This window comes from Frigidibacter oleivorans, assembly GCF_003993775.1.
GTDB lineage: Bacteria > Pseudomonadota > Alphaproteobacteria > Rhodobacterales > Rhodobacteraceae > Frigidibacter > Frigidibacter oleivorans.
This window is the reverse complement of record NZ_RJRZ01000003.1, coordinates 205543-223271: the sequence shown is the minus strand read 5'-3', so window position 1 is coordinate 223271 and position 17729 is coordinate 205543. Positions and strand designations below refer to the sequence as shown.

Sequence of the window (17729 nt, the reverse complement as noted above, 5' to 3'; positions counted from 1 at the left end):
CGCCATGAACGACATGCGACTGGTGGAGAGAGACGTGGACGCCACTGACATCAAGATCAAGGCCCGCAACGTGCAGGTCTATTACGGGGCGTCTCACGCCATCAAGGATGTGGACGTGGACATCCTCGACAAGACGGTGACGGCCTTCATCGGGCCGTCGGGCTGCGGCAAGTCGACCTTCCTGCGCTGCCTCAACCGGATGAACGACACGATCGACATCGCCCGGATCGAGGGCCAGATCCTGCTCGACGGCGAGGACATCTACGACAAGCGCGTGGACCCGGTGCAGCTGCGGGCCAAGGTCGGGATGGTGTTCCAGAAGCCGAACCCCTTCCCCAAGTCGATCTACGACAACGTGGCCTACGGGCCGAAGATCCATGGCCTGACCCGCAGCAAGGCGGAGCTGGACGAGGTGGTTGAAAAGTCGCTGCGCCGTGCCGCGCTGTGGGGCGAGGTCAAGGATCGCCTCGACAAGCCGGGCACCGGCCTGTCCGGCGGCCAGCAGCAGCGCCTGTGCATCGCCCGCGCCGTGGCGACCAGCCCGGAAGTGCTGCTGATGGACGAGCCCTGCTCGGCGCTGGACCCGATCGCCACCGCGCAGGTCGAGGAACTGATCGACGAGCTGAAGCAGAACTTCTCGGTGGTGATCGTCACCCACTCGATGCAGCAGGCCGCCCGCGTCAGCCAGCGGACCGCCTTCTTCCACCTTGGCAATCTTGTCGAATACGGCGAGACCGGCCAGATCTTCACCAATCCGAGCGACCCGCGCACGGAAAGCTACATCACCGGCCGGATCGGGTAAGAGAGGATGACGCAGATGGAACCGCATATCGCCTCGGTCTTCGACCGGGATCTCGAGGCCGTGCAGGCCATGATCATGAAGATGGGCGGCGTGGTCGAGGCCCAGATCCTCGACAGCGCGCAGGCGCTGGAATCCCGCGACGCCGAACTGGCCGAGAAGGTGCGCGTCACCGACCGGGTGGTGGACGAGCTGGAAGAGCGGGTGAATGCCGAGGCCGCGCGCCTGCTGGCGCTGCGCCAGCCCACCGCCTCGGACCTGCGCACCGTGCTTGCCGTGATGAAGATCGCGGCCAGCCTCGAACGCGTCGGCGACTATTGCAAGAACATGGCCAAGCGCAGCCATGTCCTGGCCAACATGCCCTCGATCAACGGTTCCGGCATGGCGCTGCGGCGCATGGCCAAGACCGTCGAGGGGATGATGAAGGATGCGCTGGACGCCTATATCAAGCGCGATGTCGAACTGGCGCAGGACGTGCTGTCCCGCGACCAGGACGTGGACCAGATGTACAACGCGCTGTTCCGGGAATTCCTGACCTACATGATGGAAGACCCGCGCAACATCACGCCCTGCATGCATCTGCACTTCATCGCCAAGAACATCGAGCGGATGGGCGACCACGCGACGACCGTGGCCGAGCAGGTGATCTATCTGGTCACCGGCAACATGCCCGACGAGCCGCGCCCGAAGACCGAAAGCGTGATGCCGGCGGATCTGGGCGACGGCGAGGACTGAGCCGATGCCCGCCGATATTCCTTCGGTCCTGATCGTCGAGGACGAATCCGCCCAGCGGGAAGTCCTCGCCTACAACCTCGAGGCCGAAGGCTTTCGCGTGGCGCAGGCGGAGAACGGCGAGGAGGCGCTCCTCCTCGTCGCCGAGGATCGTCCCGACCTGATCGTGCTGGACTGGATGCTGCCCAGCGTGTCGGGGATCGAGGTCTGCCGCCGGCTGAAAAGCCGCAGCGACACAAGGGGCGTGCCGATCATCATGCTGTCCGCCCGGTCGGAAGAGGTGGACCGCGTGCGCGGGCTGGAAACCGGCGCCGACGACTATGTGGTGAAGCCCTATTCGGTGGTGGAACTGATGGCCCGGGTGCGCACGCAGCTGCGCCGCACGCGGCCCGCCACCGTGGGCGAGACGCTGGAATTCGAGGACATCCGCCTCGACGCCGAAAGCCACAAGGTCTTTCGCGGCGAAAAGCTGCTGAAGCTGGGTCCGACGGAGTTCCGCCTGCTGGCCACCTTTATGGAAAAGCCGGGCCGGGTCTGGAGCCGCGAACAGTTGCTGGACCGGGTCTGGGGCCGCGACATCTATGTCGACACCCGGACGGTGGATGTGCATATCGGCCGGCTGCGCAAGGCGCTGTGCCAGCATGGCGGGCCGGATCCGGTGCGCACCGTGCGCGGCGCGGGTTACGCCCTCGGCTGACATTGACGGCTGACACGTCGGGCTGACGGGGCCGCCCCGGCACGGGCGCGCGGCCTGCTGCGGCAGTTGCGCCACGGTCCCGCGGCAGGCATGCGGGGCGGCGGCCCCGCAACCCCCAGTTGCCTTGCCGGGGACGGCCATCCGGGATAGGCCTGCGCAAGGGAATTCCGCGAAAAGGGCCGCAGCCGGCGCATGGACAGCTCGTCCGGTCACAGCCAGACCGTCATCGTCGCGCCGCCGGACGCAGCGCCGGAAGACCCCCCGCGCCTCCGGCTGCTGGCGGTCCTGGCGGTGGCGCTGGCCTATTTCGGCTTTGGCAGCCTCGGGCTGGAACTGGCCATCGCGCCCGTGCATTCCGGGACGATCTGGCCCGGCGCCGGGGTGGCGCTGGCGTCGCTGCTGGTCCTGGGCCGGCGCTGCTGGCCCGGGATCACGCTGGGGGCGATGGCGCTGGTGCTGCATGCCTTCGGTCCCGACACGCCGCTGACGCTGGCGGAGCGGCTGACCGTCGCGCTTGCCATCGGCATCGGGGCGACGCTGCAGGCCGTGCTTGCCACCCTGCTGCTGCGCCAGTTCTTCGGGGCGCCGCTGGCGTTGAACCAGCGGCGCGACTGGCTGGTGCTTGCGCTGGCCGCGGGGCCGGCCGGGTGCCTGCTGTCCCCGGCGGTGGCGGTTCTGGCGCTGGCCTGGGGCGGGATCGTCCCGGCCGCCGTCGCGCCCGACATCTGGTTCGGCTGGTGGCTGGGCGACATGCTGGGCGTGGCGATCGTCCTGCCGCTGGCGCTGCTCGGCCCGGCGCCGCAGCCGCCGCTGCTGTGGCGGGGGCAGGTGCCGGCGCGGATCGGCGCGATGGGGGCGGCCATCGTGCTGCTGTGCCTCGGGGCCACGCTCTATGCCTGGGCGATGATCGGCCGGATCGTCGACGAGCGCAACGACGCCGCCTTCGACCGGATCGCCGATGTCAGCGTGTCGCTGCTGACCCACCGGCTGGAATCCTACATCCGCACCCTCGACGCCGCCGCAGGGCTGGTCGCCGCTTCGGACCGGCTGGAGGTGGCGGAGTGGCGCGCCTTCGTCGCGGCGCAGGACCTGGAGCAGGCGATGCCCGGGGTGGTGGGGCTGGGGCTGATCGTGCCGGTTCCGGCGGCCGGGGTGCCCGCGCTCGAGCGGCAGATGGCGGCGGAGATCGGCGCGCCCTTCCGCGTGCATCCGGACAGCGCCGCCGATACCCGCTTCATCGTGCGCCTGATCGAGCCGCTGGAGCAGAACGGCCCCGCGCTCGGGCTCGATTTCGCGATCGACCCGGTGCGCGTCGCGCTGGCGGAAACCGCGCGCGACACCGGCCTGACACGGGTCACGCCGCCGCTGGCGCTGGTTCAGGATGTGGCCTCCGGTCCCGCCTTCCTGCTGATCCAGCCGGTCTATCGCGGCGGGCAGGTGCCGCAGCGCGTGGCCGACCGGCGGGCCCGGCATATGGGCTGGGTCTATGCGCCGCTGGTCGCGCGGGACTTCTTCGACGGCATCATGTTGTCCGAACCCCGCAACTTCGACCTGACGGTCACCGACGCGGCCGAGCAGGGCACCGATGCCCGGACCGTCTTCGCCTCGGCCCGGGCCGTGACCGAAGCGCCGCCCGCCCATCAGGCCGAGCGGCAGCTCAACGCCTTCGGCCGGTCCTGGTCGCTGACGTTCCGGAGCACCGGCACCTTCGTCGCAACCACGAGCGAGGCGCAATCCGGGGTGGTGTTGATCGTGGGGCTGATGCTGACCGCGATGGTGGGCACGCTGTTCACGCTGCTGCAGCACCGGACCGAGGTGGTGCAGGCGCTGGTCGATGCCAAGACCCGCGAACTGGCCAGCCAGGAACAGCACACGCGGTCGGTGATCGACACCGCGATGGTGGGGATCCTGCTTCTGGACCACCGGGGCCGGATCATCGCGCTGAACCGCGCGGCCGAAGCGATCTTCGAGGCCCGCTCCTCGGAACTGCTGGGCCGGCCGCTGTCGGGGCTGGTCCCGATCGGCCCGGTCTGGCCGCTGCCGGAAGAGAACCTCGCGAGCGCGCCAGAACGCGCCCTTCGGGTGGAACGGGCGGACGGGCAGGGCGCCTATCTCGAATTGCAGTTCAACCGCTGGGAAGCCGAGGACGGACAGGCCCGGCATACGGCGATCATCCGCGACATCACCGTGCGCCAGCGGGCCGAGACCCAGCTGGCCGAGGCCGAGCGCCGCTGGAACCTGGCGCTGACCGGCGCGCGGATCGCGGTCTTCGACGTGGACCTGCGCCGGCGACGCCAGATCGTGTCGCATAACTGGTTCGACCTGATGGGTATGCCCGCGCCCGAGGGCGGCGGCCCCGTCGTCATCGACCGCGACGTCTGGCTGCGCCGGCTGCATCCCGAGGATGCGCCGCAGGTGCTGGCGGCGGACCTGGCCTGCGCGCGGGGGGAAACCGACCGCTCGATCGCCCAGTACCGCATCCTGACCGAGGATGGCCATCAGCGCTGGATGCGGTCCGAGGCGACGGTGCCGGAACATGACGGCGAGGGCCGGCCGATCCGTCTGCTGGGCGTGCAGATCGACGTGACCGAACTGCAGGAGGCGCTGGAGGCCCTGCGCCGCAGCGAGGCCCGGTTCCGCGAGGTGGTGGACCTCGCGCCGGTGGGCATGGCGCTGGTGGACGGGGGCGGGCGGCTGGTGCAGGCCAATGCCGCGCTCTGCCGCTTCACCGGTTTCGGCGGCGGGGAACTGGTGGGGATGCGGCTGAGCGACCTGCTGGCGCCGGGCAGCGAGGGCGTCGCCTGTTCCGACTTCCGCGCGCTCGACCGGGGCGAACGCCGGCTGATCGTGTCCGAGGACCAGTACCTGCGCAAGGACGGGCGCCCGGTCTGGGGGCTGCTGTCCGTGTCGCGGCTGGCCGGCGACGGCGACATCGGCGGCGACATCGGGGGCGGCGCGGGCAGCGATGGCCGCGCCCGTTATATCGCCCAGATCCAGGACATCACCGAACGCAAGGAGGTCGAGCAGCTGAAAAGCGATTTCGTGGCGACCGTCAGCCACGAATTGCGGACCCCGCTGACCTCGATCAAGGGCTCGATCGGGCTGGTCCTGGGCGCGATGGGGGCCGACCTGCCGCCCAAGGCGTCGCGGCTGCTGTCCATCGGGCAGAAGAACTGCGACCGGCTGATCACCCTCGTCAACGACATCCTCGACATGGAAAAGATCGCCTCGGGGCGGTCGCACTTCTCGATGGTGGCGGCCGATATCGGCGCGCTGGTGGAACAGGCGGTGGCGGCCAACCAGCCCTACGGGCAGGAATTCGAGGTCGCCTTCGCGCTCGACCGGCCGGCGGGGCGGCTGATGGCCAGCGTCGATCTGGACCGGTTCCAGCAGGTGATGGCGAACCTGCTGTCGAACGCCGCGAAGTTCTCGCCCCGCGGGGGCCGGGTCGCGGTGACGGTGCAAAGCGATGGCCGCCGGGTCCGGGTCGGCGTGCGCGACCATGGCGAGGGCGTGCCCGAGGAGTTTCGCGACCATATCTTCGAGCCGTTCTCGCAGGCCGACAGTTCCGCCACCCGCGCCAAGGGCGGCACCGGGCTGGGGCTGAACATCTCGCGCCAGATCATGGACCGGATGAACGGCGAGATCGGCTTCGACAGCCGGCCGGGCGAGGGCGCCGAGTTCTGGATCACGCTGCCGCTGCTGGAACGGGTCGGCCGGACGGCGCTGCTGCCCGCGCCCGAGGGGCAGGAGCGGCCGGCCCGGTGCCCCGCCATCCTGCATGTCGAGGACGACTCGGACTTCGCCGAGGTGTTCCGCTCGGCCTTCGGCGCGCGGGCGGATGTCACCTGCGCGGCGAGCATCGCCGAGGCGACCGAGGCGCTGAACCGGCGCCGCTTCGACCTCGTGGTGCTGGACTGGTCGCTGCCGGATGGCGGCGGGCAGGCGCTGCTGGCGGTGCTGGCCGAACTGCAGCCCGATGCCGCGGTCTTCGGACTGAGCGCGCAGGACACGCCCGTGCCCGACCCGCGCATCCGGCGCAACATCATCAAGTCGCGCGCACAGCTGGACCGGATCGTCGAGGATATGCTCGCGGCCGTCGTCTGACCCCCGTTCCGGCAGGATCCTTTCGCGGAACGTCACCATTCGTGCCACATTCGGTCGTGGATTTGCCGCGGTTGCGAAATAGAAGGGTCCGAGCCAAACGCACCGGGGGACAGGATGCGCGGCCTGATGGTCTATATCGCGTCGGATTTCGGCGTGTCGGCGGTCACGGGACTGCTCGGGATCAGCCTGCTGACGGCCTGTCTGGTCGTCGTCCAGATCCGCGCGCGGCGGCAATACCGGCGCCTGTCGCGGCAGTTGCAGCTGTATCGCGCCGCCGTGGATGAACATTGCATGGTCAATGTCAGCGATGCGGCGGGGCGGATCACCGCGGTCAACGACCGGTTCCTCGCCTCCTCGGGGTTCGAGCGGTCGGCGGTGCTGGGCCGCACCCTCTGCGACCTGGCCCCCGGCACGGTCACCCCCAAACGGATCGCCGAGGTCGATGCGGCGCTGCGTGCGGGCCGCCCCTGGCGGGGCGAGACGGAATGGCGCCGCGCCGATGGCACCGCCTTCTGGACCCGCTCCACCATCGTGCCGGTCCTCGACCGGGCGGGGCGGCTGGTCGAGAGCTTCGCGATCCGCACCGATATCAGCGAGGTGAAGAAGACCGGGTCCGAGGCGCAGCTGCGCGCGACGCTGGACCTGCTGCAGGACGAGGTCTGGATGTTCACGCCCGAGGATCACCGCATCCTCTACATGAACGGCCCGGCGCGGCGCCGTGCCGCCGCGGATGGCTGGGGCCCCGCCGGCACGGCCGCCGGCACGCTGCCCGCCACGCTCGATGCCGCCGGCGGGCTGGACGACCCCGACCGGCTGCGGCACGAAACGGCGCGGCTGCTGCGCGGCGAGGCGCGCTCTGCCACCTACGAGGTGCAGCGGCAGGGGCCGGACGGGACCGAGCGCGTGGCCGAGGTGACGCTGCAACTGATCGCGCCCGTGGGCAACGCGCCCCGCTTCGTCGCCGTGCTGCGAGACATCACCGAACGGCAGGCGGCGGCCCGGGCGAAGTCGCAATTCGTGGCGATGGTCAGCCATGAACTGCGGACGCCGCTGACCTCGATCAAGGGGGGGCTGGGGCTTCTGGCGATGTCGACCATGGCGCAGCTGTCGGACCGGGGGCGGTCGCTGCTGTCGGTGGCGCTGCGCAACACCGACCGGCTGATGCTGCTGATCAACGACATCCTCGACCTCGAAAAGATCGACGCAGGGATGATGGATTTCACCGTCGCGCCGCTCGACCTCTGCGCGCTGGTGGCCGAGGCGGCCGAGGCCCATGCCGGCTATGGCGCGGAATTCGGGGTGCGGTTCGTCACCGTCTGCCCGGACGGGCCGGTCCGGGTGAACGGCAGCGCGCCCCGGCTGATGCAGGTCATGGCCAACCTGATGTCCAATGCCGCGCGCTTCTCCTCGCCGGGCGAGGTGGTGGAACTGGGCGTGCAGGTTCGGGACGGCCGCGCCCGCGTCCATGTCCGCGACCGCGGGGCGGGGATCCCGGTCGAGGCGCAGCCGCGCATCCTGATGCGCTTCACCCAGGCCGAGGGCGGCGACCGGCGGCGCACCGGCGGCACCGGGCTGGGCCTGTCGATCGTCAAGGCGATCCTCGAACGCCACGGCAGCGAGATCCGCTTCGTCTCGACCCCCGGCGAGGGCAGCGAGTTCTTCTTCGACCTGCCGGTGCTGACGGCAGAGGACGGGTCTGCGGACCCGGCCGCTGGACTGCTGCCCGATCCCGGCCCGGCGTTCCGCCCCCTTGACGGCGGCGGCGATGCAGACCACGCCGGGGCCGGAACCACCCCTGACGCTCCCCGGCTCCGACGCGCCTGACGGCCGCGTCCCGCCGATCCGCCGATCCGCTTCCGCAAGGACCGACCCGCCCATGGCCATCTGCATCCTTCACGTCGAGGACGATCCCGACATCCAGGAAATCGCCGCCATCGCGCTGGAAAGCGTCGGCGGCTACCGCACCGTACAGGTCTCCTCGGGCGCCGCGGCGATCGAGGCGGTGCGCGGCGGGCTGCGGCCGGACCTCTATCTGCTCGACGTGATGATGCCGGGGCTGGGGGGGGAACAGACGCTTGCCGAGCTGCGCAAGCTGCCGGGCCAGGCGGCGGTGCCTGCGATCTTCATGACCGCGAAGGCGCAGGAGGCCGATATCGCCGGGCTGCGCCGGCTGGGGGCGATCGGGGTGATCGTGAAGCCTTTCGATCCGATGATGCTGGCCACGCGGATCGGCGAGCTGTGGACCGACAGCACGGGCGGCTGAGGGCGCGGTTCGCGCCCCGTCAGCGCCCCGCCTCGGTCAGGGCGCGCGCCATCTCGTCCAGCATCAGTTCCGTCAGCGTCAGCAGGTCCGGCAGGGCCGGGGCCTCCGGCCCGCCGCGCAAATGGCCGTCGAGCGCCAGTTCCACCCGCCCCGCCGCCGCGCCGAGCGACTCGTAGCCCAGCGTCGCCGCCAGCCCCAGCGTCTTGTGCGCGCCATAGCGGATGCCGTCCAGGCCCGCGCGCCGGTCGATGGCATCGGCCTCGGGCGAGCCCAGAAGGTCGCACCAGGCGCCGAGTTCGGCCAGCCGCAATTCGATGGTGTCGAGAAACCGCAGCCGCAACTCGGCCAGCCGCACGGCCAGACGGGCAGGGCCGTCGCCGCTCTGTGCAGCTTCATCCGCCCATGTCGCCGCCGTCAATGCCGTCCCGCCTCCGACCTGTTCAGGCCAGACGGAACTGGCCCCAGCTTTCGCCCCATTTGCCGCCATCGCCGCGGGGGCCATCCTGCTCGGCATTGGCGATGGCCACGCGCAGCGCATCCACCGCCCCGCGACCGGCACGAACCAGCCCCACGCGCACCGGCGACCCTGCCCGGACCTTCACCGCCATCGGCTTGCCGCGGCTGTTGGTCAGGGCCATCTCCTCGACCACGAGATTGGCCGTGCCCTCGATCACCTCGAGGTCCAGCGCCCCGCGACCGTGCACGACGCAAACGTAGACGCCGTTTCCGGCATAGGCAATGAAATGTTCGTGCTGCGCCAGTGCGGTAGAGCAGGCTTCCGCCACGTCGGTCAGCAGGTAGCGGAAGTCGATGGGTGAGCTGACGGAATAGATCGTCTCGACCCCCACGATCTTGAAGGCGAAGATCGAGGTGGCGAACAGCCCGCCGCGCGACAGCTGCAGCACGTAGTTCTCCAGCGCCTGCAGGTCGATCACGCTGTCCACGTCCTGGATCGAGATCGGCTCGTTCAGATCGACGAAGCGTTCGCGTTCCAGTTGCAGCTGCAGGCTGGTCACCGCATCCGATTTCTCGGCCAGCGCCCGCTGCCCCTCGACCAGCCGGGCGGCCAGCCCGACGCGGGTGCCCAGCTCCATCGGATCGAAGGGCTTGGTCACATAGTCGGTCGCGCCCGCCGCGAAGGCGCGGTCGATGAAGGACCGCTGCGACATCGCGGTGATCATCACGACCGGGGCCGAACGATAGGCGGGCAGGCGGCGGATCGCCCGGCACAGCTCGATCCCGTCCATCTCGGGCATCTGGATATCCAGCAGAAAACAGTCGAAGGGCCGGTCCGCGGCGGCGATCAGATCCAGCGCCTCGCGCGCGGAGGCGGCGATGGCGAGGTCGGCAAAACCGGCCGCGCCGAGGCTTGCCGCCAGCAGATCGAGAATCATCTCGTCGTCGTCAACCGCGAGAATACGCATCGTCGGTCCTTTCCCGTCGGGTCCGCCTTGCCGGCGGGTGAGGGGCGCGCCGGGGGTGACGGGGACCCGTCTTGCCTTCACCTTCAGATTGAGCGGCGATTTGGGCGAGATTGTGGCTCGCGCAGGGTATTTCCGCTTCGCTTCCGGGGCACGATTCCGGTGGGCGCAATGTCCCGGGACGCCATTAAGCGCCCATTCAGCTCTGCATGCGAGCCTTGCCGGGTACAGGATCGAAACGCATGCACGGGTCCTGGCAGCAGTGGAGAATGCAGTGACCAGCCCAGACCCGACCGCCTCGCCCCGCCCGGGCGCCGCCGCCGCTTCGACCGGGGCACCCGCCGCGCCGATGCCCGGGCTTCCGCGGCCGGGCCTTCGTGCGCTCGCCCTGCGCCTGCCGCTGATGCTGGGCCTGATGCTGTTCCTCTGCCTCGCCGGGACGGCGGGCATCGCCTTCTGGCATGGCGCCCGCGGCCTGCGGGCGGATGCGGAACGGCGCCTCGACACGCGCCACGATGCGCTGGTGAACCGGCTCGACGCGCAATCCGCGGGCTTCCTCGCCCATCTGCAGGCGCTGGCCGCGGACCGGGCGACGCTGGCGGCGCTGCAGGGCCTGCCGACGCTGGCGATGGGCGATGGCGCGGCGGGCGATGGCCGCGGGACCGTCCGGCTGTTCGACGCGGCCGGCCGGACGCTGTTCGGCGACCTCGCCGCCGACAGCCCCGCCGCGATGGCCGCGGCGGCGGCGCGCGCCTCCGGCACCCTGGCCTTCGGCGGCGATGCGGCGGGCCTGCCCTCCGCCTCTTTCGCGCTGGCGCTGCCGGTGGCCCTGCCCGCGGGCGGTCCGGCCGGCGTGGTCGCGCTGACCCTGCCCGACGATCCCTTCGGCCTTGCCGCGGCGCCCGCGCCCGATGGCGCGCTGCTGGTGACCGGGGCGACGCTGCCCGCCGACTCCGCCCTGCGCGCCCTTGCCGCAGAGGCGCTGGCGGGCCGGTCCGGCATCGCGCGAACCGGCGGCCGTTCGGGCAGCGTCGTGGCCTACGGTCCCCTGGCCTTGCCGGGCCTGCCGGCCGCCCTGCTGCTCTCCGCGCCGCAGGCCGAGGTCTATGCTCCGGTGGGACGGCTCGCCCGCGATCTCGCGCTCGGCACGGCGCTGATGATGCTCGTCGGCGCGCTCGCGATCTGGCGCGTCGCCCGCGGCATCGCCCGGCCGCTCGGGCGGCTGTCGGACACGGCGCTGCGCATCGCGGCGGGCGAACACGGGCTGGAACCGGGCGACCTGGCGCGCAGGGACGAAATCGGCGGGATCGCCGGCGCGCTCGACCGGATGCGCCGGGCGCTGATCGACGGGTCCGGGATCGCGCGCGCCGCCGCCTTCCGCTCGGCCGCGATCGACGCGACCTCGGCCGGCCTGATGACCATGGACGAGGCCTTCTGCATCACCCATGTCAACGCCGCCGCCCGCGGGCTGCTGCGCGCCAACCTCGCGGAACTGCGGCGCAACACGCCCGATCTCGACCCCGACCGGCTGGTCGGCACCTCGATGGACCGCTTCCACGTCATGCCGGCCCGGGTGCGCCAGTTGCTGGCCGACCCGGCGAACCTGCCCTTCAGCACCGATATCCGCGTCGGCAATGCCCGCTTCGCCCTGTCGATCAGCGAGGTGCGCGGCGCGGCGGGCGACAGGCTCGGCTTCGTGGTGGAATGGCGCGACGTGGCGGAACTGCGCATGAACCGCGCGCTGATCGGCGCGCTGGACCGCGACCGGCTGATGGCCGAATTCGCGCCCGACGGCACGCTGCGCAGCGCGAACGCCAATCTCTGCGCGCTTGCCGGCACCGATGCCCGCAGCCTCGCGCAGCAGCCCTGGCACCGCCTGCTGGACCTCGGCGACGGCGACGCGACCGGCGATGACTGGGCGCGCATCGCCGCGGGCGACCAGCCGGCCGGCCGCGCCGCGCTGCTGCGGCAGGGCGCCCCGGTCGCGCGGATCGAGGCGAGCTTCACCGTGGTCGCCGATGCGCAGGGCCGGCCCGAACGCATCTTCCTGATCGGCCATGACGTCACCGCGGCCGAACGCGACAAGGCGGCGGCAGAGGCCGCGCGGCAGGAAGAGGCGCGCATCCAGGATGCGGTCGTGACCGCGCTCAGCGATGCGCTGCGCCGGCTGGCGGCGGGCGATCTCACCGTCACCATCGCCACCCCCTTCGGCCCGGCCTATGACCGGCTGCGCCGGGATTTCAACGGCTCGATCGACCAGCTCGCGCGGGCGATGCGGGCCGTGGTGTCCACGGCCGAAACGATTCGGGGCGAGGCGGTGGAGATCGCCGGCGCGGCCGAGGATATGGGGCGGCGGACCGAACGGCAGGCGGCGACGCTGGAACAGACCGCCGCCGCGCTCGATCAGCTGACCGTCTCCGTCCGCTCCACCGCCTCGGGCGCGGCAGAGGCGCGGCGGGTGGTGACCGAGGCGCGCGCCGCCGCCGAACGGTCCGGCGCGGTGGTGGATGGCGCGGTCGGCGCGATGGGCGCCATCGCGGAGTCTTCGGTCCGCATCTCCTCGATCGTCTCGGTGATCGACGACATCGCCTTCCAGACCAACCTGCTCGCGCTCAATGCCGGGGTCGAGGCGGCGCGGGCGGGCGAGGCCGGGCGCGGCTTCGCCGTCGTCGCCTCCGAGGTGCGCGCGCTCGCCCAGCGGTCCTCCGAGGCCGCGCGCGAGATCGGCGGGCTGATCGCTGCCTCGGGCCAGCAGGTGCGCCATGGCGTCGATCTCGTGGCCCAGGCCGGCGAGGCGCTGCGCGGGATCCTCGGCTCGGTGGGCGATATCTCCGGCCGGGTGGCCGAAATGGCCGCCTCGGCCGAGGAACAGGCATCGGGCCTTGCCGAGATCAACATCGCCGTCAACGATCTCGACCAGGTGACCCAGCAGAACGCCGCCCTGTTCGAGGAGACGACCGCGGCAAGCCGCGGCCTCACCGAAGGCGCGGAGGCGCTGGTCCAGGCGACCGGCCGCTTCGAGGTCGGCGCCATCGCCGGCACGGCCGCCGACCCTCAGGGCGTCGACGTTCACGACGCAGGCCTTAATGCGGCGGATACCGGTGCGGCGCTGCCCACCTTCCGCCGCCGCTCGGTCTGAGGCCCGCCATGACCCGATCGCAGTTCGATGGCCCGGACCCCGCGCGCCCGGCCCGCCCGGATGGCGGCCCGCGGGCGGCCGGTCCCGGACCGGTGCGCGTGCTGGTGATCGACGACAGCCCCACCCTGCGCCGCCTGATCCGGCTGCGGCTCGCCGCCGATCCCCGGCTGCAGGTGGTGGGCGAGGCCTGCGATCCGATCGAGGCGCGCGAAGGCATCCGCGCCCTGTCGCCCGACGTGATCACCCTCGATGTCGAGATGCCGCGGATGAGCGGGCTCGATTTTCTCGAGCGGCTGATGCGGCTCAGGCCGATGCCGGTGGTCATGGTCTCGAGCGAGACCGGCCCCGGTTCGGCGGCGGCGATCGAGGCGCTGGCGCTCGGGGCGGTCGATTGCGTCGGCAAGCCGGCGCTCAACCTCCAGGACGGCTTTGCCGACCTGCCCGACCGGCTGGTCGCGGCCGCGCGGGCGCGACTGCGGCTGCCGGGCGAGACCCGCACCGCCGTGCCGCCGCCCGCGGGCTATCATTCCGATGGCCGCATCCTGCTGATCGGCGCCTCGACCGGCGGTGTCGACGCGCTGGAAACCGTGCTCGGCAGCTTCCCCGCCGATTGCCCGCCGACGCTCGTCACCCAGCACATGCCCGAGGCCTTCCTCGCGAGCTTCGCGCAGCGGCTCGACCAGATCGTCGCGCCCCGGGTCCGTCTCGGGGCCGACGGTGCCCCCCTCCTGCCAGGCACCGTGCATCTCGCGCCCGGCGGGGCGCATCACCTGGCGCTGCGGCCGGGTCATCCGCCGCTCTGCCAGCTGTCGGACGCGCCCCGGTGCAACGGGCACCGGCCCTCGGTCGAGGTGATGTTCGACAGCGCGCTGCCGATTGCGTCGCGCTGCATCGCCGTCCTGCTGACCGGTATGGGCCGCGACGGCGCCGAGGCGCTGTCCCGGCTGCGCCGGGCCGGGGCCCGCTGCCTCGCGCAGGACGAGGCCAGTTCCGTCGTCTGGGGGATGCCGCGCGCGGCGATGGAGATCGGCGCGGCGGAACGCGCGCTGCCCCTCGGCCGTATCGGGCCGGAGCTGCTGGCGATGACCGGCCAGTCTTGCGCCCCACGGCGGAGCCTCTGATGGCGGTTGCGTCCCGGTTCCGCTTTCTCGGCCAGGGCGAGTATGTGCTCGGCGATGCGACGTCGGCGCCGATCGCCACGGTGCTCGGCTCCTGCGTCGCCGCCTGCCTTCACGATCCGGTGGCCCGCCGCGGCGGGATGAACCATTTCCTGTTGCCCGAGGGCGGCGGGTCGGGCAGCGCCGCGTCGCCCGCGAGCTTCGGGGTCAACGCGATGGAATTGCTGATCAACGCGCTGCTGCGCGCCGGGGCCGAGCGCGGCCGGCTGCAGGCCAAGGTGTTCGGCGGCGCCAGCCTCCGGGTGGACCTGACCGATATCGGTGCCCGCAACGCCGCCTTCATCGCCGGTTATCTGCGGCGCGAGGGCATCGCCTGCCTCGGGCAGAGCCTCGGCGGCACATCGGCACGGCGGGTCGAGTTCTGGCCGGGCGAGGGCCGGGCGCGGCAACGGCTGGTCCAGGCCGTTCCCGACGAGATTCCGGTGCCGGCGCGGCCCGGCAACGGGGTCGAGCTGTTCGATTGAGAGGGGCGGTCAATGGCGGCGGTCACCGGCCAGACCGGCGCCGATGGCACCGGACCGCCCGCGCCGGCATCGGTTCCGCCGGTTTGGGGCGTTGCGCTGCATGTTCCGATGACGGGAGTGGCGGAGCGGTGGCAGTCGTCCCCGCCCGGATCGCCACAGCCCGCACCGCCACAGCCCGCACCGGCAAAGTACGCACCGGCGCCGCCGTTCCGCTGTCGGTTCGGCCCGTGCGGTCTGTCGCCTCGCAGGCTCTGGTTTGGACCGCCACGACCCGAACCGTCACTGCCCGAACCGGCGCGGCCGCGCCGCCGGCCTGGGCGTTGCGTTGCATGCGCCAATGACGCGGGTGGCGGCGCCGTGGCAGCCGGCGCTGTCCAAACCGCCACGGGCCCGTACCCGCCAGCCGTTCCGCCGGCATCGGCCCGGCCGGGGCGGCCGGGGAGGCCGTCGCGGGCAGTCGGGGCGCTTGATCAGGCGGCGGAACTCTGCATGCGGACCCTGAACCCGTTGCCCGGACGCGGCATCCCCGGGCCCAGCGGGCTGCGGAGCCGTATGTCGCGGACCGTGCTGTCCATGCGGCACCACATCCGCCGTCCGTCGCCGGGGCGGCGCGATCTCTGCCGTTGCGGGCGCTGCGATGTCCCCTCGTCCGGCACCAGGTGCCGCGTGCGGGGCAGGGCGATCCCCCACTCCCGGATGTGGAGAGAACGGGCGGCTCCGCGCGGGTGGACTGCGAGGCGGGTCTGCGGCAGCGGCCCGAGCGGCGGGTTGTGCCGGGGCCGCCCACCCGCCCTCTTCGGCCGGAGGCGACGGCAGACCCGGGCCGAGCCGCGCGGGGGGCTTGCTTCCGCCGTCAGAACCAGTTCACCTCGCCCGAGGGCGGCGAGGGCGGCGCGGGGTGATCGGCCCCGAGGCGCAGCGCGAGATCGCGCAGGCGCAGCAGGGCGAGGAGCGAGCGGGGGCCGCGGATGCCGTCGGGCAGGGCCCGTCCCAGCCCGTCGAGCAGCCGCGCCAGATCCTCCAGCTCCTGGGTCAGCCGGTCGAGCGCCTGCAGCCCCACGATCGACTGTTCGTCGACGCGGCCCTCGAGCCCGAGGAGCGAGAGCGCCAGCTGGGTCTCGCCTGCGGCCGCGGCGAGGCGCAATGCCTCGGCGCCGATCCGCTGCGTCAGCTGCGCGAGATTCAGGGCCTCCGACATGGCGGCCTCCTGCGGTGGATGCGGTGCGCGGGGTCCGTCACAGCCGGCCCACCACCGCCTCGATACAGGCGCGCATTTCTGCCGGAGTGAAGGGCTTCTTCAGAAAGTTGTTCATCCCGAGCGAGCGGCCGCGATCGACGATCTCGCGATCGGCGCGGCCGGTGATCAGGATGAAGCCGATAGTCCGCGTCTTCGCCTCCGCCCGCAGCGCCTGCAACAGCTGCAGCCCGTCCATCCCCGGCATGTTGAAATCGGAGATCACCAGATGCGCCGGGCTGCGCTGCAGCGCGGCGAGCGCCTCGGCGCCGCTGCTGGCATGGGCGACCTGCTGCAGCCCCATCGCGTCGAGCGCCTGCAGGATCAGGCCCCGGCTGGTGGACATGTCGTCGACGACAAGGAGGCGCAGCTTGTCCTTCAGCGACATGGCGTCTGCCCCGCCGCCCCGGACAGGCGATAGGCGGTGACGCCCACGCTGTGGAAGGGCAGTCCCGCCGGGATGCGTTCCGAATGGCCGATGAACAGCCAGCCCTCGGGCGACAGCGCCGTGGCGAAGCGCTGCCACAGCCGGTGTTGGGCCTCGACGTCGAAATAGATGGTCACGTTCCGGCAGAAGATCACGTCGAACCGGCCGGCCATCGGCCAGGGCGCGTGCAGGTTCAGTTCCCGGAACGACACGATCTCGCGCAGGCTGCGGCCGGGGCCGGCGCCGCCATCGGTGGTTTCGAACCAGCGGCGCAGGTCGGGCGGGACGGGTGCGAGATCCGCGGCGTCATAGGAGGCCGCACGCGCCAGCGCCAGCACATGCGGGTCGATATCGGTGGCGAGGATGCGGATGTCGTGGCGGTCGGGGTCGGGCAGCAGGCCGGCCAAGGTCGCCGCAATGCTGAAGGCTTCCTGCCCCGCGGCGCATCCGGCCGACCAGATGCGGATCCGCCCGCCGGACCGGGCGCGGGCGACGAGGGGCGGCAGCACCCTGTCGCGCAGCAGCGCGAAGTGATGCGGCTCGCGGAAGAATTGCGACACGTTGGTCGTCAGGGCGGAAATCATCCGCCGCCGCTCGTCCTGGCCTTCGGGCGCGGTGACGAGCGCCAGATAGCGGCCGTAATCCGGCAGGTCGAGCGCGCGCAGCCGACGGGCCAGCCGCGACTGCACGAGAGTGGTCTTCGAGGGGCCGATCACCAGCCCCGCCTCGTCATGGGCGATGCGGGCGATCTGGGCCAGTTCGGCGGGCGTGGGGGGCGGCGGGCCCGCGAGCGTGTCGGACCGTTTCACGCGGCCTCCGCGGGCGCGGGGGGCAGGATCGCGTCGAGGTCGAGCACGCGGAGCATCCGGCCCTCGACCAGCGCGATGGCCTGGACGAAGCCGTGGTTCGCCGCGGCCAGCGCGGGGGGAGGCTGCAGTTCGGCCCGCGGCAGGGCGAGGATGTCGGAGACGGCGTCGACGAGCAGGCCGACGCAGCGGGGTCCGGATTGCGCCACGACCACGGCATTGCGGGCGGCGCCCTCCACCGGGTCCATCCCCAGCCGCGCGGCGAGGTCGATCACCGGCAGCACCGTGCCGCGCAGGTTGATCACGCCGCGCATGTAGGGCGGCGCCTGCGGCAGCGGGGTGGCGCGGGTCCAGCCGCGGATTTCGCGCACCGACATGATGTCGAGGCTGTAATCCTCGCCGCCGAGGCGGAAGGACAGCAGCTCCAGATCGGTGCTGTCGGCGATGCGGTTGTCGGTCATC

15 protein-coding genes are annotated in these 17729 nt (G+C 71.9%); 9 read left to right on the top strand and 6 right to left on the bottom strand.

Annotated elements, in window-relative coordinates:
- Window positions 1-4 precede the first annotated feature (4 nt).
- The 6 genes from pstB (at window position 5) to EEY80_RS06270 (ending at window position 8598) form a co-directional block, all read left to right on the top strand.
- Complete coding sequence (pstB, locus tag EEY80_RS06295; RefSeq protein ID WP_126975729.1) at window positions 5-802, top strand: phosphate ABC transporter ATP-binding protein PstB; 798 nt, start codon at window positions 5-7, stop codon at window positions 800-802.
- A 15-nt stretch (window positions 803-817) separates the two neighbouring features.
- A complete protein-coding gene (gene phoU / locus EEY80_RS06290) occupies window positions 818-1534 on the top strand; it encodes a phosphate signaling complex protein PhoU (protein ID WP_126975728.1) in 717 nt (238 codons plus the stop codon).
- Window positions 1535-1538: 4 nt separating this feature from the next.
- Window positions 1539-2228 carry a phosphate regulon transcriptional regulator PhoB gene (gene phoB / locus EEY80_RS06285; RefSeq protein ID WP_126975727.1) on the top strand — a complete coding sequence of 230 codons (690 nt, stop codon included), beginning with the start codon at window positions 1539-1541 and terminating at the stop codon, window positions 2226-2228.
- 192 nt (window positions 2229-2420) lie between these two features.
- Window positions 2421-6335, top strand: a complete 3915-nt coding sequence (locus EEY80_RS06280) for a CHASE domain-containing protein (RefSeq protein WP_126975726.1) — start codon at window positions 2421-2423, stop codon at window positions 6333-6335.
- A gap of 126 nt (window positions 6336-6461) precedes the next feature.
- Complete coding sequence (locus EEY80_RS06275; protein ID WP_164738169.1) at window positions 6462-8159, top strand: sensor histidine kinase; 1698 nt, start codon at window positions 6462-6464, stop codon at window positions 8157-8159.
- A gap of 52 nt (window positions 8160-8211) precedes the next feature.
- A complete protein-coding gene (locus EEY80_RS06270; RefSeq protein ID WP_126975724.1) occupies window positions 8212-8598 on the top strand; it encodes a response regulator in 387 nt (128 codons plus the stop codon).
- A 19-nt stretch (window positions 8599-8617) separates the two neighbouring features.
- On the opposite strand, the gene EEY80_RS06265 is transcribed toward EEY80_RS06270, so the two are convergent.
- A complete protein-coding gene (locus tag EEY80_RS06265) occupies window positions 8618-9016 on the bottom strand; it encodes an Hpt domain-containing protein (RefSeq protein WP_164738168.1) in 399 nt (132 codons plus the stop codon).
- A 22-nt stretch (window positions 9017-9038) separates the two neighbouring features.
- Window positions 9039-10022: a response regulator gene (locus tag EEY80_RS06260; RefSeq protein WP_164738167.1), complete on the bottom strand. Its 984-nt coding sequence runs from the start codon at window positions 10020-10022 to the stop codon at window positions 9039-9041.
- A 271-nt stretch (window positions 10023-10293) separates the two neighbouring features.
- On the opposite strand from EEY80_RS06260, the gene EEY80_RS20655 reads away from it, so the two are divergent.
- From EEY80_RS20655 to EEY80_RS06245, 3 genes are read left to right on the top strand one after another with little or no spacing between them, the layout of a single operon-like run.
- Window positions 10294-13158, top strand: coding sequence for a methyl-accepting chemotaxis protein (locus EEY80_RS20655; protein ID WP_164738166.1), 2865 nt, complete (start codon window positions 10294-10296; stop codon window positions 13156-13158).
- A gap of 8 nt (window positions 13159-13166) precedes the next feature.
- Window positions 13167-14279, top strand: a complete 1113-nt coding sequence (locus EEY80_RS06250) for a protein-glutamate methylesterase/protein-glutamine glutaminase (protein ID WP_126975720.1) — start codon at window positions 13167-13169, stop codon at window positions 14277-14279.
- Window positions 14279-14800, top strand: a complete 522-nt coding sequence (locus tag EEY80_RS06245; RefSeq protein WP_126975719.1) for a chemotaxis protein CheD — start codon at window positions 14279-14281, stop codon at window positions 14798-14800. Before EEY80_RS06250 ends, EEY80_RS06245 begins: the two co-directional genes overlap by 1 nt.
- An 853-nt stretch (window positions 14801-15653) precedes the next feature.
- On the opposite strand, the gene EEY80_RS06240 is transcribed toward EEY80_RS06245, so the two are convergent.
- Genes EEY80_RS06240 through EEY80_RS06225 form a run of 4 tightly spaced genes read right to left on the bottom strand, consistent with a single transcriptional unit; the run spans window position 15654 to window position 17728 of the window.
- Window positions 15654-15998 carry a hypothetical protein gene (locus tag EEY80_RS06240; RefSeq protein ID WP_126975718.1) on the bottom strand — a complete coding sequence of 115 codons (345 nt, stop codon included), beginning with the start codon at window positions 15996-15998 and terminating at the stop codon, window positions 15654-15656.
- A gap of 37 nt (window positions 15999-16035) precedes the next feature.
- Complete coding sequence (locus tag EEY80_RS06235) at window positions 16036-16422, bottom strand: response regulator (RefSeq protein ID WP_126975717.1); 387 nt, start codon at window positions 16420-16422, stop codon at window positions 16036-16038.
- Window positions 16413-17270: a CheR family methyltransferase gene (locus tag EEY80_RS06230; RefSeq protein ID WP_126975716.1), complete on the bottom strand. Its 858-nt coding sequence runs from the start codon at window positions 17268-17270 to the stop codon at window positions 16413-16415. The genes EEY80_RS06235 and EEY80_RS06230 overlap by 10 nt, the downstream gene beginning before the upstream one ends.
- Window positions 17267-17728 carry a chemotaxis protein CheW gene (locus tag EEY80_RS06225; RefSeq protein ID WP_126975715.1) on the bottom strand — a complete coding sequence of 154 codons (462 nt, stop codon included), beginning with the start codon at window positions 17726-17728 and terminating at the stop codon, window positions 17267-17269. The genes EEY80_RS06230 and EEY80_RS06225 overlap by 4 nt, the downstream gene beginning before the upstream one ends.
- Between the last annotated feature and the right edge of the window lies 1 nt (window position 17729).

Bases quoted from the DNA above. Each gene is read 5' to 3' on its own strand.
- pstB (WP_126975729.1), top strand. From the start codon at position 5: ATGAACGACATGCGACTGGTGGAGAGAGACGTGGACGCCACTGACATC.
- phoU (WP_126975728.1), top strand. From the start codon at position 818: ATGGAACCGCATATCGCCTCGGTCTTCGACCGGGATCTCGAGGCCGTG.
- phoB (WP_126975727.1), top strand. From the start codon at position 1,539: ATGCCCGCCGATATTCCTTCGGTCCTGATCGTCGAGGACGAATCCGCC.
- EEY80_RS06280 (WP_126975726.1), top strand. From the start codon at position 2,421: ATGGACAGCTCGTCCGGTCACAGCCAGACCGTCATCGTCGCGCCGCCG.
- EEY80_RS06275 (WP_164738169.1), top strand. From the start codon at position 6,462: ATGGTCTATATCGCGTCGGATTTCGGCGTGTCGGCGGTCACGGGACTG.
- EEY80_RS06270 (WP_126975724.1), top strand. From the start codon at position 8,212: ATGGCCATCTGCATCCTTCACGTCGAGGACGATCCCGACATCCAGGAA.
- EEY80_RS06260 (WP_164738167.1), bottom strand. From the start codon at position 10,022: ATGCGTATTCTCGCGGTTGACGACGACGAGATGATTCTCGATCTGCTG.
- EEY80_RS06250 (WP_126975720.1), top strand. From the start codon at position 13,167: ATGACCCGATCGCAGTTCGATGGCCCGGACCCCGCGCGCCCGGCCCGC.
- EEY80_RS06245 (WP_126975719.1), top strand. From the start codon at position 14,279: ATGGCGGTTGCGTCCCGGTTCCGCTTTCTCGGCCAGGGCGAGTATGTG.
- EEY80_RS06240 (WP_126975718.1), bottom strand. From the start codon at position 15,998: ATGTCGGAGGCCCTGAATCTCGCGCAGCTGACGCAGCGGATCGGCGCC.
- EEY80_RS06235 (WP_126975717.1), bottom strand. From the start codon at position 16,422: ATGTCGCTGAAGGACAAGCTGCGCCTCCTTGTCGTCGACGACATGTCC.
- EEY80_RS06225 (WP_126975715.1), bottom strand. From the start codon at position 17,728: ATGACCGACAACCGCATCGCCGACAGCACCGATCTGGAGCTGCTGTCC.